General features: G+C 67.4%; 17 protein-coding genes, 1 tRNA gene and 1 pseudogene. 7 read left to right on the top strand and 12 right to left on the bottom strand.

From position 1 onward, the window contains the following. The first annotated feature begins 68 nt into the window (after window positions 1–68). Window positions 69–1,394 (top strand): omega-aminotransferase AptA, encoded by a 1,326-nt coding sequence (aptA, locus tag AC0KXH_RS01140; protein ID WP_041108855.1) that lies wholly within the window; start codon window positions 69–71, stop codon window positions 1,392–1,394. 73 nt (window positions 1,395–1,467) lie between these two features. On the opposite strand, the gene rpmG is transcribed toward aptA, so the two are convergent. Continuing rightward, entirely contained in the window at window positions 1,468–1,623 is a 156-nt protein-coding gene (gene rpmG, locus AC0KXH_RS01135; RefSeq protein WP_003284185.1) for a 50S ribosomal protein L33, read from the bottom strand. Between the two features lie 11 nt (window positions 1,624–1,634). After that, window positions 1,635–1,871 (bottom strand): 50S ribosomal protein L28, encoded by a 237-nt coding sequence (rpmB, locus tag AC0KXH_RS01130; protein WP_041108857.1) that lies wholly within the window; start codon window positions 1,869–1,871, stop codon window positions 1,635–1,637. Window positions 1,872–2,225: 354 nt separating this feature from the next. Between rpmB and AC0KXH_RS01125 the strand changes: the two genes are divergently transcribed. Then, window positions 2,226–3,008, top strand: a complete 783-nt coding sequence (locus AC0KXH_RS01125) for an IclR family transcriptional regulator (RefSeq protein ID WP_043217876.1) — start codon at window positions 2,226–2,228, stop codon at window positions 3,006–3,008. 9 nt (window positions 3,009–3,017) lie between these two features. Here AC0KXH_RS01125 and AC0KXH_RS01120 read toward each other — a convergent pair whose 3' ends face one another. Then, complete coding sequence (locus AC0KXH_RS01120) at window positions 3,018–3,605, bottom strand: TetR/AcrR family transcriptional regulator (protein ID WP_061338079.1); 588 nt, start codon at window positions 3,603–3,605, stop codon at window positions 3,018–3,020. Between the two features lie 92 nt (window positions 3,606–3,697). Here AC0KXH_RS01120 and AC0KXH_RS01115 point away from each other — a divergent pair, with 92 nt between their 5' ends. Further along, window positions 3,698–4,564, top strand: a complete 867-nt coding sequence (locus AC0KXH_RS01115) for an alpha/beta hydrolase family protein (RefSeq protein WP_165562302.1) — start codon at window positions 3,698–3,700, stop codon at window positions 4,562–4,564. 99 nt (window positions 4,565–4,663) lie between these two features. Here the strand turns inward: AC0KXH_RS01115 and AC0KXH_RS01110 are convergent, their stop codons facing one another. The 5 genes from AC0KXH_RS01110 to gabD all read right to left on the bottom strand — a co-directional run bounded on the left by AC0KXH_RS01110 (window position 4,664) and on the right by gabD (window position 12,122). Continuing rightward, window positions 4,664–5,806, bottom strand: coding sequence for an acyl-CoA dehydrogenase family protein (locus AC0KXH_RS01110; RefSeq protein ID WP_488224006.1), 1,143 nt, complete (start codon window positions 5,804–5,806; stop codon window positions 4,664–4,666). Between the two features lie 12 nt (window positions 5,807–5,818). Continuing rightward, window positions 5,819–7,018, bottom strand: a complete 1,200-nt coding sequence (locus AC0KXH_RS01105; RefSeq protein WP_488224005.1) for an acyl-CoA dehydrogenase family protein — start codon at window positions 7,016–7,018, stop codon at window positions 5,819–5,821. 42 nt (window positions 7,019–7,060) lie between these two features. Next, window positions 7,061–9,166, bottom strand: a complete 2,106-nt coding sequence (locus AC0KXH_RS01100; protein WP_488224004.1) for a 3-hydroxyacyl-CoA dehydrogenase NAD-binding domain-containing protein — start codon at window positions 9,164–9,166, stop codon at window positions 7,061–7,063. A 153-nt stretch (window positions 9,167–9,319) separates the two neighbouring features. Beyond that, window positions 9,320–10,516 (bottom strand): HDOD domain-containing protein, encoded by a 1,197-nt coding sequence (locus AC0KXH_RS01095; RefSeq protein WP_488224003.1) that lies wholly within the window; start codon window positions 10,514–10,516, stop codon window positions 9,320–9,322. 157 nt (window positions 10,517–10,673) lie between these two features. After that, entirely contained in the window at window positions 10,674–12,122 is a 1,449-nt protein-coding gene (gene gabD, locus AC0KXH_RS01090; protein ID WP_488224002.1) for an NADP-dependent succinate-semialdehyde dehydrogenase, read from the bottom strand. A gap of 311 nt (window positions 12,123–12,433) precedes the next feature. Between gabD and AC0KXH_RS01085 the strand changes: the two genes are divergently transcribed. Further along, window positions 12,434–12,883 carry a c-type cytochrome gene (locus tag AC0KXH_RS01085; protein ID WP_041108917.1) on the top strand — a complete coding sequence of 150 codons (450 nt, stop codon included), beginning with the start codon at window positions 12,434–12,436 and terminating at the stop codon, window positions 12,881–12,883. An 8-nt stretch (window positions 12,884–12,891) separates the two neighbouring features. Here the strand turns inward: AC0KXH_RS01085 and AC0KXH_RS01080 are convergent, their stop codons facing one another. Beyond that, window positions 12,892–13,587, bottom strand: a complete 696-nt coding sequence (locus tag AC0KXH_RS01080; RefSeq protein ID WP_213150445.1) for a cytochrome b/b6 domain-containing protein — start codon at window positions 13,585–13,587, stop codon at window positions 12,892–12,894. A 165-nt stretch (window positions 13,588–13,752) separates the two neighbouring features. Between AC0KXH_RS01080 and AC0KXH_RS01075 the strand changes: the two genes are divergently transcribed. After that, window positions 13,753–13,829 (top strand) — tRNA-Arg (locus AC0KXH_RS01075). Between the two features lie 67 nt (window positions 13,830–13,896). Here the strand turns inward: AC0KXH_RS01075 and AC0KXH_RS01070 are convergent. The 3 genes from AC0KXH_RS01070 to AC0KXH_RS01060 all read right to left on the bottom strand — a co-directional run bounded on the left by AC0KXH_RS01070 (window position 13,897) and on the right by AC0KXH_RS01060 (window position 18,072). Then, window positions 13,897–14,880 (bottom strand): zinc-dependent alcohol dehydrogenase family protein, encoded by a 984-nt coding sequence (locus AC0KXH_RS01070; RefSeq protein WP_043217840.1) that lies wholly within the window; start codon window positions 14,878–14,880, stop codon window positions 13,897–13,899. Between the two features lie 64 nt (window positions 14,881–14,944). Then, window positions 14,945–16,300, bottom strand: coding sequence for a sigma-54-dependent transcriptional regulator (locus tag AC0KXH_RS01065; RefSeq protein ID WP_488224001.1), 1,356 nt, complete (start codon window positions 16,298–16,300; stop codon window positions 14,945–14,947). Continuing rightward, window positions 16,297–18,072 (bottom strand): sensor histidine kinase, encoded by a 1,776-nt coding sequence (locus AC0KXH_RS01060; RefSeq protein ID WP_200627320.1) that lies wholly within the window; start codon window positions 18,070–18,072, stop codon window positions 16,297–16,299. Before AC0KXH_RS01060 ends, AC0KXH_RS01065 begins: the two co-directional genes overlap by 4 nt. 204 nt (window positions 18,073–18,276) lie before the next feature. Between AC0KXH_RS01060 and AC0KXH_RS01055 the strand changes: the two are divergent. Together AC0KXH_RS01055 and AC0KXH_RS01050 are read left to right on the top strand one after the other, a co-directional pair. Then, window positions 18,277–19,498, top strand: a pseudogene (locus tag AC0KXH_RS01055) (cyclic di-GMP phosphodiesterase). Between the two features lie 284 nt (window positions 19,499–19,782). Continuing rightward, window positions 19,783–21,276: a SulP family inorganic anion transporter gene (locus AC0KXH_RS01050; protein ID WP_041109049.1), complete on the top strand. Its 1,494-nt coding sequence runs from the start codon at window positions 19,783–19,785 to the stop codon at window positions 21,274–21,276. The last annotated feature ends 5 nt before the right edge of the window (window positions 21,277–21,281 follow it).

Raw genomic sequence — 21,281 nt, 5'->3', positions numbered from 1 at the left:
GCTGTGCAAGCACCGCCCGGTCGCCTCACAGCATAGCCGCCGAACCCGCATTCCTGCCGGAGCTTGCCATGGCCAACGATTTCCACCCCAGCGCCTCGCCCGATCATTTCTGGATGCCCTTTACCGCCAACCGCCAGTTCAAGGCCAGCCCGCGCTTGCTGGAGAAGGCCGAGGGGCTCTACTACACCGCCAGCGACGGCCGCCAGATCCTCGATGGCACCGCCGGCCTCTGGTGCTGTAACGCCGGCCACGGCCGACGCGAAATCAGCGAAGCGGTCAGCCGGCAGATCGCACAGATGGACTTCGCGCCGACCTTCCAGATGGGTCATCCGCTGCCCTTCGAGCTGGCCGAGAAACTCAGCCACATCACCCCCGCCGGGCTCAGCCGGGTGTTCTTCACCAACTCGGGTTCGGAGTCGGTGGACACTGCGCTGAAGGTCGCGCTGGCCTACCAGCGCGCCATCGGCCAAGGCACGCGCACGCGACTGATCGGCCGCGAACTGGCTTATCACGGCGTCGGCTTCGGTGGCATCTCGGTCGGCGGCATGCCGAACAACCGCCGCGCCTTCGGCGCCCTGCTGCCGGGGGTCGACCACCTGCCACACACGCTGGACCTGGCGCGCAATGCCTTCAGCCGCGGCTTGCCGCAATACGGCGTGGAAAAGGCCGACGAGCTGGAGCGACTGGTCACGCTGCACGGCGCAGAGAACATCGCCGCTGTGATCGTCGAACCGATGTCTGGCTCGGCCGGCGTGATCCTGCCCCCGGTCGGCTACCTGCAGCGCCTGCGCGAGATCACCGCCAAGCACGGCATCCTGCTGATCTTCGATGAGGTCATCACCGGCTTTGGCCGTGTCGGCAAGGCCTTCGCCGCCGAACGCTGGGGCGTCACCCCGGACATGATCACCTGCGCCAAGGGCCTGACCAACGGCTCGGTGCCGATGGGTGCAGTGTTCGTGGCCGATCACCTGTTCGAGGCGTTCATGACCGGCCCGGAAAGTGCCATCGAGTTCTTTCACGGCTACACCTATTCCGGGCATCCGGTGGCCTGTGCCGCGGCCCTGGCGACCCAGGAGATCTATGCGCGCGAGGGGCTGTTCGAAAAAGCCATCGAGCTCGAGCCGTACTGGCAGGAGGCGCTGTTCAGCCTCCGCGACCTGCCCCACGTGATCGACATCCGCACCGTCGGGCTGGTTGCCGGCGTGCAGTTCGAGGCACACCCCGACGGGGTCGGCAAGCGCGGCTACGAGGTGTTCCGTCAGTGCTTCGAAAAGGGTCTGATGGTGCGTGCCAGCGGCGACACCATTGCGCTGTCGCCGGCATTGATCATCGACAAACCGCACATCGATGCGATGATCGAGCGCTTCGCCGACGGCATTCGTGCAGCCGCCTGAGCGGCTGCCTGCACAAGCCGCCAAAACGAAAGAACCCGCCGATTGGCGGGTTCTTCGTTCAAGGGCCGATCAATTACTTGATCTTGGCTTCCTTGTAGATCACGTGCTTACGAACGACGGGATCGAATTTCTTGATCTCGATCTTGTCGGGCGTAGTGCGCTTGTTCTTGTCGGTGGTGTAGAAGTGGCCGGTACCGGCGCTGGACACCAAACGGATCAGGTCACGCATGATTGTTCTCCTTAAACCTTCTCGCCACGGGCGCGCAGCTCGGCCAGAACGGCGTCGATGCCACGCTTGTCGATGATGCGCATGCCCTTGGCGGAAACGCGCAGACGCACGAAGCGCTTCTCGGACTCGACCCAGAAGCGGTGATGCTGCAGGTTCGGCAGGAAACGACGACGGGTTTTGTTGTGTGCGTGGGAAATGTTGTTCCCGGTTACCGGACCCTTACCGGTAACTTGACAGACTCTCGACATGCCTCAGCCCTCTAAACCACATGCCCAACCCGGCATGGGTTGGCCGCTTGAAATCAATTGTCATCTGGCGCTTGGCGCCGCGTTTCATCGGGGTCTTACCGGCTACGCTGCGAACGAACAAAGCGTGCCCCTAGAAAAGAGCGCTGCTTTATATCAGAAACCCCCCGGTGCAACAAGCGCGGTGTGGTTTTTCCACCCGAACGGTTGCTGCTGCGCGCATCTTGCGCGATGCCGTCTCGCCGGCGTTCCGCTTCCTTTATAAGCCCGCCTCGCGCATCCCCGCATGCCGCACTGCCGCTGACGGGGCGATCTGTTATCGTTCGCCCCGCTGCCCTTTTGCCGGAACCCCAGAGCATGACCGACCACCCCGACTCCAGCCCACCCAAGGATCGCAAGTTCGTCGAGGCCTTGGCCCGCGGGCTCGAGGTGCTGCGGGCTTTCACCCACGGCTCGGTAGTGCTCGGCAATCAGGACATCGCCCGCCTCACCGGCCTGCCGAAGCCGACCATCTCGCGCCTGACCTACACCCTGACCCGCCTCGGCTACCTCAGCTATTCACCGCAGCTGGAAAAGTACCAGCTCGATTCCGGCGTGCTGGCGCTCGGCTATGCCTATGTCTCGAACCTGCGCGTGCGGCAGCTGGCCAAGCCCTACATGGACGACTTTGCCCGGCGCACGCACACCACGGTCGGCCTGACCTGCCGCGACCGGCTGTCGATGATCTACGTCGAGAACTGCCGCCCCGCCGAGGTCACCACCCTGCGCATGGATGCCGGCGTGCGCCTGCCGCTGGCGACCACCGCTGCAGGTCGGGCGTTTCTTGCCGCCACGCCGGAAAAGGAGCGCGAGCATCTGCTGGCCGCGCTGGCCGCCAAGTACGGCGATGAATGGGCGCCCATCGAAGCCTCGCTGCGCGGCTCGTTCGCCGAGTACGAGCGCGACGGCTTCTGCCTGTCGCTCGGCGACTGGGACCGCAACGTGCGCGCCGCCGGCGTGCCGCTGCGCCTGGCCGACGGCAGCATCATGGCGCTGACCTGCGGAGCGCCATCGTTCCAGCTCGACGAGGCGACCCTGCGCAGCTCGCTGGCGCAACAGCTGGAAATGCTCGCCCGCGACATCGAAAGCCTCGGCGTCTAACGTCGCCGTTCAGACCGCCGCTGCGCGCACGCTGTCCCAGGCGATCTGCGCCAGCAGCTCGCGGTACTCGGCCAGCGGCCGCTTGCTGCGCCCGGCCAGCCAGTTGCGCGCCATGTCCTGGCTCGGCCCGATGACCACCGAAACGAAGCACTCGCCGGGCAACTCACGAAACGCGCCGGCCTGGCGGTGCTTGCGCAACACGCCCGCGATCCGCTCGCCATGGGCCTGGTTGAACTGCCGCAGGCGCTCGCCAGCCTCGCCGGCTTCCACCCGCCCGCGATTGTGCAGGATGAAGCGCGCCCAATCGGGATGCTCGACCACCCAATCGATGTAGCCGGTCACGAACAGGCGCACGCAGGCCTCGGCGTCGAGCGTGTCGATCAGGCCTGCTTCGAGCAGGGCTGCGTACTGGCCAATGCCTTCCAGATAGAGCGCGGCGATGATCCGCTCGCGGTTGCCGAAGTGATGATAGAGGCTGCCGATGCTGGCGCCCGAGCGGTCACGGATCATCTCGATCGTGGTGCCGTCGACGCCGTGCTCGCTGAAGCAGGCCAGCGCCGCCTGGAGAATCTGCTGCTTGCGGCCATTGCCGGCCATAGGCGCTCCTTGACTAGAAAATTATTCTAGAACTATATTCCAGCCGGCCTATGTTGCCACGCCGTCGCCCTGCCCTGCACCGGAGAACAATAATGAAGCCCTTGCACCCCCAGGCACGCCACCTCGCAAACCGTCAGGGCCAGGCATTGGCCAGCTACTGGTACGCGCCGCGCGGCGAAGCCCGTGGGGTCGCACTGCTCGCTCCGGCCATCGGCGTCCCCCAACGCTTCTACCGCGACTTCGCCGCCTGGCTGGCCGAGCGCGGCTACCTGGCGGTGACCTTCGACTATCGCGGCATTGGCGAATCGCGCTGTGGCCCGCTGCGCGCACTCGAGGTGGACATCCTGGGCTGGGCGCGCGACGACTGCAGCGCGGTGCTCGACGCCGCCGCCGAAGCTGCCGGCGACCGCCCGCTGTACTGGCTCGGACACAGCCTCGGTGCGCAGATCGTCCCCTTGGTCGAGGGCCATGAACGCATCGCGCGAGTCATCACCATCGCCGCCGGGAGCGGTTACTGGCGCGACAACAGCCCGCAGATTCGCAAGCAGGCATGGCTGCTCTGGCATGCCCTGGCGCCCGCGCTGACCCCACTGTTCGGCTATTTCCCCGGCAAGCGTCTCGGTGCGGTGGGCGACCTGCCTGCCGGCGTCATTCGCCAGTGGCGGCGCTGGTGCCTGCATCCGGAATATCTGGTCGGCGCCGAAGGCGACTGGATGCGCGACGCCTTCGCCGCGGTGCGGACGCCACTGGTATCGCTGTCGTTCACCGACGACGAAATGATGTCCGCACGCAGCACCGCTTCGCTGCACGGCTTCTACGTCAACGCACCCAAGCGCATGCAGCGCCTCGCACCGCAGGATGTCGGCGCGTCACGCATCGGCCATTTCGGCTTTTTCCGCCCCGCGCAGCGCGAAGCGCTGTGGGAACAGCACCTGCTGCCAGCCCTGGCGCCGGCCTGAGCCGGCGGGCGCCGGGTGGCAAACGCCGAAGGCGTTTCCACCGATCTGGGCCGAGCCGGTGGAAAACCGCTGCGCGAGCTTTCCACCGGCCGGCCGCCCTCACGCCACCTGCATCAACCCCGCGAACGCCTTGACGTGATGATCCTCGTCGCCGAACTCGTGGCCGATCATGACCAGGCGCTTGGCGTGGTGGGCCAGGTTGTATTCCCAGGTCATGCCGATGCCGCCGTGCAGCTGGATGGCTTCTTCGGCGATCTTGCGGCCGGCGCGGGTGCAGATGTACTTGGCCGCGGCCAGCACGCGGCGGCGGTCGTCGTTGTCTTCGCCGTCGGCGAAGGTCGCGGCCAGGATCGCCATGCTGGTGGCCTGCTCCAGCTCGGTCTGCATGTCGACCATGCGGTGCTGCAGGACCTGGAACTTGCCGATCGGCACGCCGAACTGCTTGCGCGTCTTCAGGTAGTCGAGGGTCAGCTTGCAGGCCTCGTCCATGTTGCCCAGCGCTTCGGCGCATTGCGCAGCGATGGCGCGCCCCTGCTGGTAGCGCAGCGCGGCGAAGGCGTTGCCCGGCTCGCCGAGCACCGCGTCGGCGCCGACCTGGACGTTGTCGAGGAACAGCTCGCAGCCCTTGCGCCCGTCGATGGTCGGGTACACGCGGCGGGTCACGCCTTGCGCGTTCGGGTCGACCAGGAACAGGCCGATGCCCTGCTCATCGAAGCGCTCGCCGCTCACCCGTGCCGAGACGATGATCCGGCCGGCGGTGTGCCCGCCGATGACCACTGCCTTGCGGCCGGACAGCCTGAAGCCGTCACCGGCCGCCTCGGCCCTCGTCTGCACATCGTTCAGGTAGTAGTGGCTCTGCGGCTCTTCGACAGCCACGGCCAGTTGCAGCGAGGCGGCGGCGACCTGCGGCAGCAGGTCCTGCTTCTGTGCGTCGCTGCCGAGCTGATCGATCAGCCCGCCGCCGAACACCACCGAGTGCAGGTAGGGCTCGAGGGTCAGGCCGCGGCCCAGCTCGGTCATCACTAGCATGGTCTCGACGCCGGTGCCGCCGAAGCCGCCGAAGTCCTCGGCGAAGGGCACGGCGGTGAGGCCCAGCTCGCCGAGCTGGTTCCAGAAGTCGACGGAGAAACCCTGCTCGGATTCGCGATACTTCTCGCGCCGCTCGAACGGGTAGGCGTCGCGCACCAGGCGGGCCGCGGTGTCCTGCAGCATTTGTTGTTCTTCGGTCAGTTTGAAGTCCATTGCGGTGCCCCCTTACAGCTCGAGAATCATCTTCGAGACGATGTTCTTCTGGATTTCGTTCGAGCCGCCGAAGATCGACAGCTTGCGGAAGTTGAAGTAGTGGCCGGCCAGCGCGGGGCTGTAGTCGGCGTGCAGCGGCTCACCGCTGTAATCGAGCTCCAGCTCTTCCTCGAGGAAGGGCAGCGCGTAAGGACCAATGACCTTGCGCAGCAGGTGGGTTATCGCCTGACGGATCTCGGTGCCCTTGACCTTGAGGATCGAGGATTCGGCACCCGGCACACCGCCTTCCTTCGCCGCGGCGAGAATGCGCAGGGTGCTCATCTCGATGGCCATCAGCTGCATCTCGACCTCGGCGACCTGGGCGCGGAACAGCGGGTCGTCGAGCATCGGCCGGCCGCCCGCGGTTTCCTTCATGGCGATGCGCTTGAGCTGCGCCAGCGCCGCCTTCGACGCACCGATGCCGGCCAGGCCCGTGCGCTCGTGGGTCAGGAGGTACTTGGCGCAGGTCCAGCCCTTGTTCTCTTCGCCGACCAGGTTTTCCACCGGCACCCTGACGTTGTCGAAGAAGACTTCGTTGACCTCGTGATCGCCGTCGAGGGTGATGATCGGGCGCACGCTGATGCCTGGTGTGCTCATGTCGATCAACAGGAAGCTGATGCCGCGCTGCTGCTGCTGCGCTTCCGGGTCGGTGCGCACCAGGCAGAAAATCATGTTGGCGTGCTGGCCGAGGGTGGTCCAGGTCTTCTGGCCATTGACGATGTAGTGATCGCCTTCGCGCACCGCACGGGTCTTGAGGCTCGCCAGGTCCGAGCCGGCGCCCGGCTCGGAGTAGCCCTGGCACCACCAGTCCTCGCCGGAGAGGATGCGCGGCAGGTAATGGTCGATCTGCTGCTGGGTGCCGAACTTGATGATCACCGGGGCGACCATGTTGACGCCGAAGGGCACGGTGCGCGGCGCGCCATAGGCGGCGCACTCTTCGTCGAAGATGTGCTTCTCGACCGGGCCCCAGGTGGTCCCGCCCAGCTCTACCGGCCAGCCCGGCGCATACCAGCCGCGCTTGACCAGGATCTGCTGCCAGCGCTGGTGGTCTTCCTTGGACAGGTGCTTGCCGAGCTTGACCTTGGCGGCGATGTCCGCCGGCAGTTCGCTCTCGAGGAAGGCCCGCACCTCGTCGCGGAACGCGAGCTCTTCAGCCGTGAAATTGACGTTCATTGATGCATCCTCTGATCGTTCGACAGGGGGTTGGCAGGCGGCTCACTGGCCGGGCTGCCAGTCCGAAAAGGTGCGGCCTTCGGCGGCCAGTTTTTCCAGCAGCGGCGCCGGCTTCCACCAGTCACCGCAGCGCGCGTGCAGCGCCTTGACCCGCGCCAGCACCTGGTCCAGGCCGACGCTGTCGGCATAGAACATCGGGCCGCCGCGGAAGGCCGGGAAGCCGTAGCCGTTGAGGTAGATGACGTCGATGTCGCTGGCGCGCTGGGCGATGCCTTCCTCGAGGATCTTCGCGCCCTCGTTCACCAATGCGTAAATCGTCCGCTCGATGATGTATTGCTCGTCCAGTTCGCGCCGCTCGAGGCCCTTCTCACGCGAGGCGGCGTCGAGCATCGGCGCGAGGTCGGGGTTCTCCAGCGGCGTGCGGTTACCGGGCTCGTAGCGGTAGTAGCCGGCGCCGGTCTTCTGCCCCAGCATGCCGGCTTCGCAGAGCTTGTCCGACACCGTGGGGAAGTCGCGGTCGGCCGGCAGCTCGGCGCGCTGGCGCTTGCGGATCGCCTGACCGATGTCGAGCCCCGAGAGGTCGCGCATGGCGAACGGCCCCATGGCCATGCCGAAATTGCGCAAGGCGCCATCGACCTGCTGCGGCGTAGCCCCCTCCTCCAGCAGGAACTCCGCTTCGCGGCCGTACTGGAAGATCATGCGGTTGCCGACGAAGCCGTCGCACACGCCGACCACCACCGAGACCTTTTTCAGCTGCTTGCCGACAGCCATCGCGGTGGCCAGCACCTCGTCGCTGGTCTTCGCGCCGCGTACCACTTCGAGCAGGCGCATGACGTTGGCCGGACTGAAGAAATGCAGGCCCACCACGTCCTCGGGGCGCCGGGTAAATGCGGCGATCTGGTTCAGGTCCAGCGACGAGGTATTGCTGGCGAGGATGGCGCCCGGCTTGCAGACCGCATCGAGCCGCTCGAAGACCTGGCGCTTGACGTCCATCTCCTCGAACACCGCCTCGATCACCAGGTCGACGTCCGCCAGGGCGGCATAGTCGGTGACGCCCTCGACCCGCTTGAGGCGCTGCTCCATTGCCTCCTCGGTCAGGCTGCCACGCTTGACGCTGGCGCCATAGGTGTCGCGGGCGCGCTGCAGCGCGCGGCCGAGCGCTTCTTCGTTGATTTCCAGCAGCTTGACCGGGATACCGGCATTGGCGAAGCACAGGGCGATACCGACGCCCATGGTGCCGCCACCGATCACCGCGGCCGACTTGACTGCGCGCGGCTTCACGTCGGCCGGCAGGTCGGCGATCTTGCCGGCCTGGCGCTCGGCGAAAAAGCTGTGCACCAGCGCGGCGCGCTGCGGCGACTGCAGGCATTCGGCGAACAGCTCGCGCTCGCGCTTGAGGCCCTCGGCCAGCGGCAACTTCGTCGCCGCCTCGACTGCGGCGATGCAGCGCAGTGGCGAGAACAGCCCGCGCATGCGCTTGGCCACCTCGGCGTGCTTGGCGGCGATCAGCTCGGCATTGTCGGCGCCTTCCAGCCCTGCGCTCTGCTCGCCGGTCCGGCGCGGGCCGCGCCCCTCGTCGATCAGGCGCTGCGCATAGGCCAGGCCCGCTTCGACCAGATCGCCCTCGAACAGCTCGTCGACGATGTGGTGCTCGAGGGCCTCCGCGGCGCCGATCGGCTGACCGCTGACGATCATGTCCAGCGCCTTGGCCACGCCCGCCAGGCGCGGCAGGCGCTGGGTGCCGCCGGCACCGGGCAGCAGGCCGAGCTTCACTTCGGGCAGGCCGACCTTGGCGTCTTTGCGCGCAACGCGGTAGTGACAACCCAGCGCGACTTCCAGACCACCACCCAAGGCGCTGCCGTGAATGACCGCGACGCTCGGCTTGCGGCTGTTCTCGATGCTGTCGATGACGTCCGGTAGGCTCGGCGCCTGCGGCGGTTTGCCGAATTCCTTGATGTCCGCGCCGGCGATGAAGGTATTGCCCTCGCAGACCAGCGCCACGGCCTGCACCGCCGGATCGGCGTCGGCCGCCTGGAAGGCCTGCTGCAGGCCTTGGCGCACCGGCTGGCTGAGCGCATTCACGGGAGGGTTATCGACGATGATCAGGGCGATCGCGCCGTGTCGTTGCAGTCGCACGAACTCTGCCATGCAATCCTCCGCTTGTTGTTGAAATTACGGAATCTTATTTCGCACTGCAGAATAGATAAGCGTACGGACGCTGTCGACCCGCTCCCGTTGATGGGTCGTCATGCCTTGTAGTGATAGCAGTGGGCGGTGCATACCGCGCCGATCGTTGGCTGGTCAGGCGCTACGCGGAGCCTGCTCGAGTACAGCCGGATCGAGGCGTAGCAGGCGCGCCGCGCGACAGTCGGCCAGGCTGATCGCTGGCGTCTCGGCGGGCAGCTCCAGCAGTTGCCGCACGAGATTGAGCACCAGCGCCTCACGGCTGAGCACACCGGCCCCCAGCGTGTAGTAGGCGCCGATCAGCTGGCGCAGGCCGAGCGGCAGGCCCCAGCGCGTGCGCAACGCCGAGCCGTAGCCGGCGGCGCGGGTGGCCAGCTGGCGTTGCAGTTCGGTTTCGTCCAGCTCGCCACCGCCGTCGAGCCAGTCCTGCGCGGAGCGCAGCACCGCCAGTTCACCGATGTTCTGCAGCAGGCCGGCGGTGTAGCACAGCCGCGCATCGAGCTGCAGGCGGCGCGCCAGCCAGGCTGCCAGTTCGGCCGCCAGCAGCGCCTGCGCGGCGACCCTGGCCCCATGGTCGCTCAGGTGCGGGTCGCTCAGCCGGGCGTTGTGCTGGATCGCCAGCTGGCCGAGCAGCTCCTGGCTGCGGTGGCGCCCGAGGCGCTCGATGGCCTCGGTCAGGGTCTGGCTGGGCTCGTCCTGCTGCGGGCCGTGACTGTTGGCAAAACTGATGACCCGCGCGGTTACCTGCGGATCGCAGCGCAGCACGGCGTGCTCTTCGGCCAGCTCGCTCTGCCCGCCGAGCAGGCTGGCGATCGAGGCGTGGGCCGCCTCGGTCAGCGGCGCACCGCGGTTGTTCTCACGCATGCGCTCGAGAAAGCCGTCGAGGCTGTCGTCGGCCGGCTGCACGCGCCCGATGCCACCGGCCGAGCGCGGCAACAGCCGATCGAGCCGCAGCCGCAGCGCAGCCAGGTCATAGGGCTTGCCGAGATAGGCGGCCGGCGACAGCGGCAACGCAGCGCGCACGCTCACCGCATCGGTGCGTTCGCTGATGAGGATGCAGGGCAGGCGCTGGCTCGGCCCGTGTCGGCGCAGCTCGCGCAGCAGGGCGAAGCCGTCGAGGCCCTCCAGCTCACCGTCGACGATCATCAGGTTCGGCAGCTGCCGCCGGCAGGCCGCCAGCGCCGAGCGGCCGTCACTGAACAGCGCCACCTGCATGCCCGGGCGCAGCTCGTTGACCAGCCGGCACAGCTGGTCGGCGCGCCAGGGCTCGCTGTAAGCGATCAGGACAAAGGAGAGATGAGAAGACGCGGGCAAGGCTCGAACTCGGCAGACGGGACGAACGGGGCGGTTCGCGATGCCGGTCTGACGCAGCAGGCGGCAACCACGACACAGCCCATCGGGTCATTGTGTTCAAGCAGCCGGAAGACAGCCAGCCCTCCGGATCAAGAAGGGCCGGCTGCGACGACGTGCCTCAGAGGCCGAGGCAGAGGTATTTGATCTCGAGGTAGTCCTCGATGCCGTACTTGGAGCCCTCGCGCCCCAGGCCGGAGGACTTCACGCCACCGAACGGTGCCACTTCGGTGGAGATCAACCCGGTGTTCACGCCGACCATCCCCGATTCCAACGCCTCGGCGACGCGGAACACGCGGCCCAGATCGCGGGCGTAGAAATACGCCGCCAGGCCGAACTCGGTGTCGTTGGCAAGGGCGATCGCCTCGGCCTCGTCCTTGAAGCGGAACAGCGGCGCCAGCGGGCCGAAGGTTTCCTCCTTGGCCACCTTGGCATCGTGCGGCACATCGACCATCAGCGTCGGCTCGAAGTAGCTGCCACCGTTGTCGTGCGCCTTGCCGCCGGTGAGCACTCGGGCGCCACGACCAACTGCGTCCTCGATGTGCTCGCGCACCTTGGCGGCAGCCTTGGCGTCGATCAGCGGGCCGACATCGGTACCCTCGGCCAGGCCATCGCCGACCCGGAGCTTGGCCACCGCCACCTGGAATTTTTCGGCGAAGGCCTCGTACACGCCGTCCTGCACGTAGATGCGGTTGACGCACACGCAGGTCTGCCCGGCGTTGCGGTACTTGGACTGCATCGCGCCCTTGACCGCCTCGTCGAGGTCGGCGTCGTCGAAGACGATGAAAGGCGCGTTACCGCCCAGCTCCAGGGACACCTTCTTGATGCCGGGCGCGCACTGGGCCATCAGCTTGGCGCCCACTTCGGTGGAGCCGGTGAAGGAGATCTTGCGTACCGTCGGGTTGCGCGTGAGTTCGTCACCGATATCACCGGCCGAGCCGGTGACGACACTGAACACGCCCCTGGGAATCCCGGCACGCTCGGCCAGTGCGGCCAGCGCCAGCGCGGAGAACGGTGTCTGCGAAGCCGGCTTGAGCACCATGGTGCAACCGGCCGCCAGCGCCGGGCCGGCCTTGCGGGTGATCATCGCCGCGGGAAAGTTCCACGGCGTAATTGCCGCAGTCACGCCGATCGGCTGCTTGATCACGATGATGCGCTTGTCGGCCTGGTGCCCGGGGATGGTGTCGCCGTACACCCGCTTGGCCTCTTCGGCGAACCACTCGATGAAGGACGCCGCGTAGGCGATTTCACCCTTGGATTCGGCCAGCGGCTTGCCCTGCTCGAGCGTCATCAGGCGAGCCAGGTCGTCCTGGTTCTGCATGATCAGCTCGAACCAGCGGCGCAGCGTCTGCGAGCGCTGCTTGGCGGTCAGATCGCGCCAGGCCGGCAGCGCACGCTCGGCCGCCTCGATGGCACGACGGGTCTCGGCCGCGCCCATCTTCGGCACGCTGCCAAGGATCTCGTTGCTGGCCGGGTTGTTCACCTCGATGGTCTGGCCGCCGTCGGCATCCTGCCAGGTGCCGTCGATATAGGCCTGCTGGCGAAACAGCGAGGGATCGTTGAGTTGCATGGCAGTCTCCTTATGGGCGGCATCAGCGGCCCGCTTGAAAATGAGCCTCGGCTTGTGCGGCGTTCATCTGAGCCGCCCGGGCAGCCCCCGGTTCCAGCCAGCCAGGAACGGACCATGCTAGGACCGCTGTCGGCCGAGCGGCAAGTTCATCGGGCAGGACATGGTCACGCCATAGCCCGGGCTGATTTGCACGGCTCTGTTACGGCATGTCACAAACCGCTCTAAGCCGGCAATCGCAGCGGTATAGTCTGGCCTCCCGGCGGTCTTGGCCGCCAACCACCGGAACCTGAGGAGTGAACGTGAAAGCACTGATGTTGGGCGCTGCCGCAGCGCTGCTGGCAAGCACCGCCGTCCAGGCGCAGATGAAGCCGGAAGAGATGGTCGAAACCCGCCAGGCGGGCTACCAGTTCATGTCCTGGAACATGGGCAAGATCAAGGCCCAGGTCATCGACGGCAAGGAGCCGTTCGACCAGGCCAAGGTCGCGGCGGCCGCCGATGTCATCGCCGCCATCGCCAACTCGGGCATGGGCTCGCTGTTCAGCCCCGACACCACCACCGAGCAGCTGGGCGACAAGACCCGCCTGAAGCCGGAGTTCTTCCAGAACCTCGACGAAGCCGGGCGCATCGGCAAGCAGTTCAACACCGCGGCCAACCAGCTGGCCAGCGTCGCCAAGAGCGGCGACCAGGCTGCGATCAAGAAGGCCTTCGGCGATGTCGGCGCGTCCTGCAAGTCGTGCCACGACAAGTTCCGCGCCGACTGACCCCGCCCCTACCAGTCCAGCGCGGGCGCAGGCGCCGCCGGTGGCGGCGCCATCCAGCCGGCGGCGGACTGCACCGTCCAGACCACGGCCACCGCCAGTAGCACGGCGGCAATGGCCGCGATCCAGGAGCCGCCCTCGGCATCGCGCTGCGCCGGGTGCTCGCGGCGCCCGCGCCCGTTGAGCATCGCGCCCACCAGCGGCAACCGGCGCACCAGCGTGTAATAGAGGATCGCCAGCAGGTGCAGGCCGATCAGCGCCAGCAGCAGCCACTTGGCCTGGCGATGCAGGCCGCTGAAGAGGTCCGCGCTTGCCGCACCGACCAGCGCATTCAGCGGCCCCTGAAAGGCGATGTCATCGGTCGCCACCAATCCGCTGCCCACCTGGAAGCCCACCAGCAACAGCATCGCCAGCACGGACAGCGAGCCCAGCGGGTTGTGCCCCGCCTCCTGCCAACTGCCGCGAAGATAGGCACGAATGCCAAACGCCGCCGCGAAGATGCGCGACCAGCGCGCGTAGGTCGAACCGCACAGCCCCCAGACCAGCCGGAACACCAGCAGGCCCAGCACCAGCAGGCCGAGCCGGCCATGCCAGACCATCAGACCGCCGCCGAGCCAACCGGTGACGATCGCCGCCGTCACCGCCGTGGCGAATAACCAGTGGAACGCACGCAGGGGCAGATCCCACAGCCGGATCGTTTCGCTCATTGCCTCTCCTTAACCGCAACCGCTCTGGAACGAGCCCCCGAGCCTAGCAGGCCGGCCCGCTGGCGGCAGCCCGGCGATCTGTAGCCGGGTATTTCGAACGCCAAAGCGGACCGCCCGCCGGCATGGACGCCCGCAGGCGAGATGCGTATGATTGCGCCCCGCAACGCATCCGTAGCTCAGCTGGATAGAGTACTGCCCTCCGAAGGCAGGGGTCGTGGGTTCGAATCCCGCCGGATGCGCCAGACAGATGAAAAGGCCCCAGGAGCGATCCTGGGGCCTTTTTGCTTTTTGCCGTCTGGCCGGCGAGCGTCAGGGCACCAGCACGGCGGCGCCCTGAAAGCGGCCGTGACGCAGATCGTCCAGCGCCTGGTTGGCCTGCTCCAGCGGATAGGCATGGGTCTCGGTGCGAATGCCGACCTGCGCGGCGATGGGAAAGAAGTCCAGGCCATCCTGACGGGTGAGGTTGGCGACCGAGAGCAGCTCGCGCTCGTGCCAGAGGATGTCGTAAGGGAAGCTCGGGATGTCGCTCATGTGGATCCCGGCGCAGACCACCCGGCCACCCTTGCGTACCGCGCGCAGCGCGATCGGCACCAGCTCGCCGGCCGGCGCGTAGATGATCGCGGCGTCCAGCGGCACGGGTGGCGGCATGCCCGAGTCGCCGGCCCAGGCGGCACCGAGCGAGCGGGCGAAGGCCTGGGCGGCGAGGTCGCCCGGCCGGCTGAAGGCATAGACTTCGCGCCCCTGCCAGCGCGCGACCTGCAGCACGATGTGCGCCGCCGCACCGAAACCGTAGAGCCCCAGCCGCCTGCCGTCGCCGGCCTTGACCAGCGAGCGCCAGCCGATCAACCCGGCGCAGAGCAGCGGCGCGGTGGCGACATCGTCGCCGTCCTCGCCCAGCGCAAAGGTAAAGCGGGCATCGGCCACCACGTATTCGGCGTAGCCACCGGGGCGGGTGTAACCGGTGAACTGTGGCGCCTCGCAGAGATTCTCTTCGGCATGCTGGCAGTGGCTGCAATGTCCGCAGGTATGCCCGAGCCAGGGCACGCCCACCCGCTGGCCGAGCGTCAGGTCAGTCACTCCCGGGCCCAGCGCATCGATTCGCCCGACCACCTCGTGCCCGGGAATGATCGGCAGCGGCGCAGCCGGGAGTTCGCCGTCGACCACGTGCAGGTCGGTGCGGCAGACGCCGCAGGCGCTGACCTTCACCCGCACCTCGCCCGCGCCGGGCTGTGGCAGGGGCACCTCGCGCAGCGCCAGGGGTTGGCCGATCCGCTCCAGTTGCATCGCTCGCATGCTCGCACTCCTTGGCCAGGTCTCGCTCAGCTTAGGCGCAACGCCAGCACGTTGCGCGCCGTGATCAGCCTTCGCCGGCGCCGGCCGGCAGGTAATCGCCGCGGCTCAGGCCGTGGCGCTGCATCTTTTCGTTGAGCGTGCGCCGCGGCAGCTGCAGCAGGCTCATCACCTCGCCGATATTGCCGCGGCACTGTTGCAGCGCGTTGTGCAGGCACTGCGCCTCGAAGGCCTCCAGCTGTTCGGCCAGTGATTGCCCGGTCGCCACCGCCGCCGCGGCCGCCGGCACCGGCGCGCCGAGGTCCAGGGCGTGGCGTTCTGCGGCGTTGATCAGCTCGCGGACGTTGCCCGGCCAGTCGTGCGCCAACAGCCGTGCCAGCTCGGCGGGCGCCAGGCTCGGCGGTTCGCGGCCGTTGCGTTCGGCGGCCTGGCGGGCGAAATGTTCGAACAGCAGCGGGATATCCTCGCGCCGCTCGCGCAGCGGCGGTATGCGCAGCTCGGCCACGTTCAGGCGGTACAGGAGGTCCTCACGAAAGCGCCCGGCGCGCACCTCCTCGAGCAGGTCCGGCTTGGCCGCACTGATCACCCGCAGGTCGACTTCGATGCTGCGGTTCGAGCCCAGGCGCTCGAGCGTGTGCTCCTGCAGCACGCGCAGCAGCTTGACCTGCTGCGCCAGCGGCATGCTCTCGATCTCGTCGAGAAACAGGGTGCCGCCATGGGCATGCTCGATGCGGCCGATACGCCGGCCCTGGGCGCCGGTGAAGGCGCCACTCTCGTGGCCGAACAGCTCGCTCTCGAAGATGGTTTCCGGGATGGCCGCGCAGTTGAGCGCGACGTAGGCGCGCTCGGCGCGGCGACTGAAGTCGTGCAGGCAACGGGCGACCTGCTCCTTGCCGCTGCCGGTTTCGCCGCGAATCAGCACATTGACGTCGGTGCCGGCCAGGTCCAGCACCTGCCGGCGCAGTGCCTCCATTGCCCGCGACACGCCGAGCAGCTGCGACTCGATACGCCCCTTGCGCGCGTATTGCTCGCGCAGCTGGCGGTTCTCGCAGACCAGCCGGCGCTTGTCCATCGCGCGGCGCACCGAGTCGAGCAGACGCTCGGGGATGAACGGCTTCTCGATGAAGTCGTAGGCGCCCTGGCGCAGCGCCTGCACCGCCATCGGCACGTCGCCGTGCCCGGTAACCATGATCACCGGCAGCTCCGCGTCGAGCGCCACGACCTGCTCGAGCAGGCCGAGGCCATCGAGATCGGGCATGCGCACATCGCTGACCAGCACGCCGGCAAAGCCCCGGTCGAGCAATGCCAGGGCCTCGCGCGCGCGGGCGAAGGTGCGCACCTGGAAGCCGGACAGCTCCAGCCACTGCTGCACCGCCTGGCGTATCGCCGCTTCGTCGTCGATGAAAAACACCTGCCCGCTCATCTCTCGCTCTCCTGCCGCTGCTGCGCCGCGGTCGGCTCGACCGCCGGCAGCCTGACCTCGAATACCGCGCCCTGTTCGCCATTGTGCGCCTCGAGACTGCCGCCCAAGTCGCGGACGATGCCGTAGGACACCGCGAGCCCGAGGCCGAGGCCCTGGCCGACCGGCTTGGTGGTGTAGAACGGTTCGAAGACCTTGTCCAGGTCCGCTTCGGCGATACCGCCACCGCTGTCGCTGACCGCCAGCCGCCAGCTGTCGCCGTCGCGCCGGCAATCGATGCCGAGCACGCGCCGCTCACTGTCGCGCATGGCGTCCAGCGCATTGTTCAGGAGGTTGATCAGCACCTGCTCCAGGCGGATCGCATCCCCGCTGATGCAGGCCTCGGCCGGCACCTGGCAATGCACCTGCACCGCCTCGCTGCGCAGGCGCGGGCCGAGCAGTTGCAGCGCCTGTTCGAGCACCTCGTGCAGCACCAGACGCTGCGCCAGCCCGGCCGGGCTCTTGCGCGCGAAGGTCTTGAGATGGCCGGTCAGCGCCGCCATGCGCTCGAGCAGCCCCTCGACCTGGCCGAGACCGTCGCGCACCTCCTGTTCGCGGCCATTGTCGAGCAGCAGGCGCAGGCTGCCGAGCTGCATGCGCAAGGCGGTCAGCGGCTGATTGATCTCGTGTGCCAGCGCCGCGGACATCTGCCCCAGCGCAGCCATGCGCGCGGCATGCACCAGTTCGTCCTGGGCGGTGCGCAGCTCGCCGGTGCGCTCCTCGACCAGCCGCTCCAGCTCGTTGCGGCTGCGCTGCTCGACACGCCGCGTCTTGCGCCGCTGCGCCAGGTAGAGCAGCAGAAAGGCCAGGGTCATCCACACCCCGGCGGCGGCCAGGCGATAGCTGCGCACGGTTTCGCTCACCGCCTGCGGTTCGAGCAGCAGGTGCAGGGTCCAGTCCTCCTTGGGCAGGTCGAGGCTCTGCCAGAGGTAGTCGCGGCTGCCGTCGGGGCCTTCCACACGCCGCCGCTCGGCGCCTTCGCCGAGGCGCTCGATGCGCGAGCTCGGCAGCGGCTGCAGGGTCTGCTCGGCGTAGCGCCGCGCCGCGACCAGACGTTCGCGCACCGCTTCGTCGAGCGGACGCAAATGCCGAAAGCGCCAGGCCGGCCGGTTGGTCAGGATGACGATGTCCAGCGAATCGGCAATCAGCAGGATGCCCGACTGCCCGGCCCATTCGCGCTGCATGTCCTCGAGTTCGAGCTTGACCACCAGTACGCCGAGTATCTCGCCGTTCTCGCCATGCACCGCGTGGGAAAGAAAATAGCCGGGAATGCCGGTGGTCACGCCGACGGCGAAGTAGCGCCCGCTGTCGTGGGCCACGGCATCGCTGAAATAGGGGCGAAAGGCATAGTTGTTGCCGACAAAGCTCGACCAGTCACGCCAGTTGCTCGCCGCGATGGTTTCGCCGTAACGGTTCAGCAGGTAGAGCACCGAGGAGCCGGCCGCCTGGTTCTGCTGCTCCAGGCGCAGGTTCAGCACCTTGCGCAGCTGGCGGTCGTCGGGAGCCTCGAGCAGGCGCCGGATGTCGCTGTCGAGCGCCAGCAAGGCCGGCACCGAGCGAAAGCGTTCGACCTGGGTGTGGATCGCCTGGGCATAGAGATCGAGCTGGCCACGCGCCTCCTGGCTGCGCTCGGCCCAGACGCGCTGCTCGGCGATGCGCCCGGCCCAGAACAGGCTGAGCGCCAGGCCAAGCAGGATCGATGCGACGATCAGGATGAAGCGCAGGCGGCTGGACATGGGCAAAAAGCGCAGGCTCAAGGTAAAGGATCAAGACGCGAGGATGGTAAGCGAAAGCCGTGGCCCGCGCAGGCCGGTGCTGCCTGGGCGAAGCGGAAAAGTCTTGACCCATGGCAGTAATGTCATTGTGATATCACTTGCATCATGGAGCGACTGTCGGACAAGCAGGGACCGCTGACCAGCACGATCAAGCGAGGTCCCGCTTTGCTCAAGAAAATCGCCATTAGCCAGCTGCGTGCCGGCATGTACATCCATGCGCTGGACGGCAACTGGTTCAACCACCCGTTCTGGCGAACCAAGTTTCTGCTGACCGATCCCGCCGACCTGCAGACACTGCGCGCCAGTGGCATCAAGGCGCTGTGGATCGACGTGCAGAAAGGCCTGGACGTGCAGGCCCCGACCACGGCAGCAGAACAGCCTGCGCGCCCGGCCGATGCGCCGACGCCGCCCCCGCAGGCGGCTGCCGCACCCACAACCCCCGCCCCGTCGAGCGACCTGCGCGAGGAGCTGCAGCGTGCCAGCCGGCTGCTCAAGCGCTCCAAGCAGCAGATGACCGGCCTGTTCAACGAGGCGCGGCTGGGCAAGGCGGTCGACCCTGCCCAGTGTCTGCCGCTGGTCGAGGAGATCTCCGCGTCGCTGGCGCGCAACGGCTCGGCCTTGCTCGGGCTGGCGCGGCTCAAGACCAAGGACGAGTACACCTACATGCATTCGGTGGCGGTCTGCGCGCTGATGGTGGCGCTCGCCCGCCAGCTCGGCATGGCCGCGGATCAGGTTCGCGAGGCGGGCATGGCCGGGCTGTTGCATGACATCGGCAAGATGGCCATGCCGCTGGAAGTACTGAACAAGCCCGGCAAGCTGGATGACGACGAATTCGCCATCATGCGCAGCCATCCCGAGCGCGGGCATGCCATTTTGCTGAACGCGCAGTCCATCGGTGTCCGAGGCGGTACTCGATGTCTGCCTGCATCACCACGAGAAGGTCGACGGCACCGGCTACCCGCACCGACTGGCGGGCGAGCAGATCAGCCTGCTGGCGCGCATGGGTGCGATCTGCGATGTCTACGACGCCATCACCTCGAACCGCCCCTACAAGACGGCCTGGGACGCCTCGGGCTCGCTGGCGAAGATGGCGCAATGGCAGGGCCACTTCGACACGCAACTGCTGCATGCCTTCGTGCGCGCCGTCGGCATCTATCCGCTCGGGACTCTGGTGCGCCTGCAATCCGGGCGGCTGGGCGTGGTCATCGAGCAGAATCCGCAGCAACTGACTGCCCCGCGGCTGAAGCTGTTCTACAGCAGCCGCACCCGAGCGGCGATTCCCCAGCAGGAGCTGGACCTGTCCGATGCGCGTTGCGACGACCGCATCGTCGCCCGCGAAGACCCGGCGGCCTGGGGCTTCGGCAACCTCGACGAGCTCTGGACCTAGCGGCAAGGATCGTCAAAGCAGGGGCCGGCGGCTAGACTGTCGCCCCCCGAACGCGATCCGCCCCGGCGAATCGCTCGGCAACGAGCCCGTATTGCCCATGACCTGGCTGCCTGGTCCGCCATAGCGCTCCGCCCCCCGCGTCATCTTGCGGCTGCCCGTCAGGGGCCAGTCGTTCGCCGCTGTCCGCGCACCGCCGTTGGACAGTTCAAGCCTCAGCCTGAAAACTCGCCTTGTATCGCTGCCGGCCACCTCGGGTCTGCACGTGCCATTGCCTGGATATAACGATGCTGCACACGATCAAACACAACTGGCTTTCCAACCTGCGCGGCGACCTGCTGTCCGGCCTAGTCGTCGCCCTGGCGCTGATTCCCGAAGCGATCGCCTTTTCCATCATCGCCGGCGTCGACCCGCGGGTCGGCCTCTACGCCTCCTTCTGCATCGCCGTGGTGATCGCCTTCGTGGGTGGCCGGCCAGGCATGATTTCCGCCGCGACCGGCGCCATGGCGCTGCTGATGGTCACCCTGGTGCGCGAGCACGGCCTGCAATATCTGCTGGCGGCCACGCTGCTGTGCGGCCTGTTGCAGATCGTCGCGGGCTACCTGCGGCTGGGCTCGCTGATGCGCTTCGTTTCGCGCTCGGTGGTCACCGGCTTCGTCAATGCGCTGGCGATCCTGATCTTCATGGCGCAGCTGCCGGAACTCACCGGCGTGACCTGGCACGTCTATGCGATGACCGCGGCGGGCCTGGGCATCATCTACCTGTTCCCCCACGTGCCGAAGCTGGGCAAGGTGATCCCTTCGCCGCTGGTGTGCATCCTCTCGATGACCGCGGTCGCGGTGTATTTCGGCCTGGACATCCGCACCGTCGGCGACATGGGCGAACTGCCCGACACCCTGCCGGTGTTCCTCTGGCCCGAGGTCCCGCTGACCCTGGAGACGCTGGCGATCATCCTGCCCTACTCGGCCGCGCTGGCGGTGGTCGGCCTGCTCGAGTCGCTGATGACCGCGACCATCGTCGACGAGCTGACCGACACCGGCAGCGACAAGAACCGCGAGTGCAAGGGCCAGGGCGTGGCCAACATCGTCGCCGGGCTGTTCGGCGGCATGGCCGGCTGCGCGATGATCGGCCAGTCGGTGATCAACGTGAAATCCGGCGGCCGCACCCGCCTGTCAACGCTGGTCGCCGGCGTCGTCCTGCTGCTGATGGTGGTGTTTCTCAGCGACTGGGTCGGGCAGATCCCCATGGCCGCACTGGTGGCGGTGATGATCATGGTCTCGATCGGCACCTTCAGCTGGGACTCGCTGCGTAATCTCAGGCGCTACCCGCTGTCGACCAACATCGTCATGCTCGCCACGGTGATCGTGGTGGTGTTCACCCACAACCTCGCCTTTGGCGTGCTGGCCGGCGTGCTGCTCGCCGCGCTGTTCTTTGCCAACAAGGTCGGCCATTACCTGCACATCGGTTCGGAACTCGACGGCGGCGGCCAGCATCGCACTTACAAGGTGACCGGCCAGGTATTCTTCAGCTCATCGGACAAGTTCACCTCGGCGTTCGATTTCCGCGAGGCGATCGAGCAGGTCACCATCGACCTGTCGCGGGCGCATTTCTGGGACATCACCGCAGTCGCCGCGCTGGACAAGGTAGTGCTCAAGTTCCGCCGCGAGGGCACCGAGGTCCGGGTGCTCGGGCTGAACGAGGCCAGCGCCACCATCGTCGACCGTTTCGGCGTGCACGATAAGACCGACGCCGCCACGGCCGACCAGTTGATGAGTCACTGAGCAGG

The sequence above is a fragment of the Stutzerimonas sp. CXK-1 genome (assembly GCF_057738225.1).
This window is presented reverse-complemented; position numbering and strand designations above follow the sequence as displayed.

What these genes read in the sequence shown, in the direction of transcription:
- AC0KXH_RS01105 (WP_488224005.1), bottom strand. Translation starts at nt 7,018, where the DNA reads ATGAACGTCAATTTCACGGCTGAAGAGCTCGCGTTCCGCGACGAGGTG.
- AC0KXH_RS01060 (WP_200627320.1), bottom strand. Translation starts at nt 18,072, where the DNA reads ATGTCCAGCCGCCTGCGCTTCATCCTGATCGTCGCATCGATCCTGCTT.
- aptA (WP_041108855.1), top strand. Translation starts at nt 69, where the DNA reads ATGGCCAACGATTTCCACCCCAGCGCCTCGCCCGATCATTTCTGGATG.
- AC0KXH_RS01065 (WP_488224001.1), bottom strand. Translation starts at nt 16,300, where the DNA reads ATGAGCGGGCAGGTGTTTTTCATCGACGACGAAGCGGCGATACGCCAG.
- AC0KXH_RS01100 (WP_488224004.1), bottom strand. Translation starts at nt 9,166, where the DNA reads ATGGCAGAGTTCGTGCGACTGCAACGACACGGCGCGATCGCCCTGATC.
- AC0KXH_RS01050 (WP_041109049.1), top strand. Translation starts at nt 19,783, where the DNA reads ATGCTGCACACGATCAAACACAACTGGCTTTCCAACCTGCGCGGCGAC.
- AC0KXH_RS01120 (WP_061338079.1), bottom strand. Translation starts at nt 3,605, where the DNA reads ATGGCCGGCAATGGCCGCAAGCAGCAGATTCTCCAGGCGGCGCTGGCC.
- gabD (WP_488224002.1), bottom strand. Translation starts at nt 12,122, where the DNA reads ATGCAACTCAACGATCCCTCGCTGTTTCGCCAGCAGGCCTATATCGAC.
- AC0KXH_RS01125 (WP_043217876.1), top strand. Translation starts at nt 2,226, where the DNA reads ATGACCGACCACCCCGACTCCAGCCCACCCAAGGATCGCAAGTTCGTC.
- rpmG (WP_003284185.1), bottom strand. Translation starts at nt 1,623, where the DNA reads ATGCGTGACCTGATCCGTTTGGTGTCCAGCGCCGGTACCGGCCACTTC.
- AC0KXH_RS01070 (WP_043217840.1), bottom strand. Translation starts at nt 14,880, where the DNA reads ATGCGAGCGATGCAACTGGAGCGGATCGGCCAACCCCTGGCGCTGCGC.
- rpmB (WP_041108857.1), bottom strand. Translation starts at nt 1,871, where the DNA reads ATGTCGAGAGTCTGTCAAGTTACCGGTAAGGGTCCGGTAACCGGGAAC.
- AC0KXH_RS01085 (WP_041108917.1), top strand. Translation starts at nt 12,434, where the DNA reads ATGTTGGGCGCTGCCGCAGCGCTGCTGGCAAGCACCGCCGTCCAGGCG.
- AC0KXH_RS01115 (WP_165562302.1), top strand. Translation starts at nt 3,698, where the DNA reads ATGAAGCCCTTGCACCCCCAGGCACGCCACCTCGCAAACCGTCAGGGC.
- AC0KXH_RS01110 (WP_488224006.1), bottom strand. Translation starts at nt 5,806, where the DNA reads ATGGACTTCAAACTGACCGAAGAACAACAAATGCTGCAGGACACCGCG.
- AC0KXH_RS01080 (WP_213150445.1), bottom strand. Translation starts at nt 13,587, where the DNA reads ATGAGCGAAACGATCCGGCTGTGGGATCTGCCCCTGCGTGCGTTCCAC.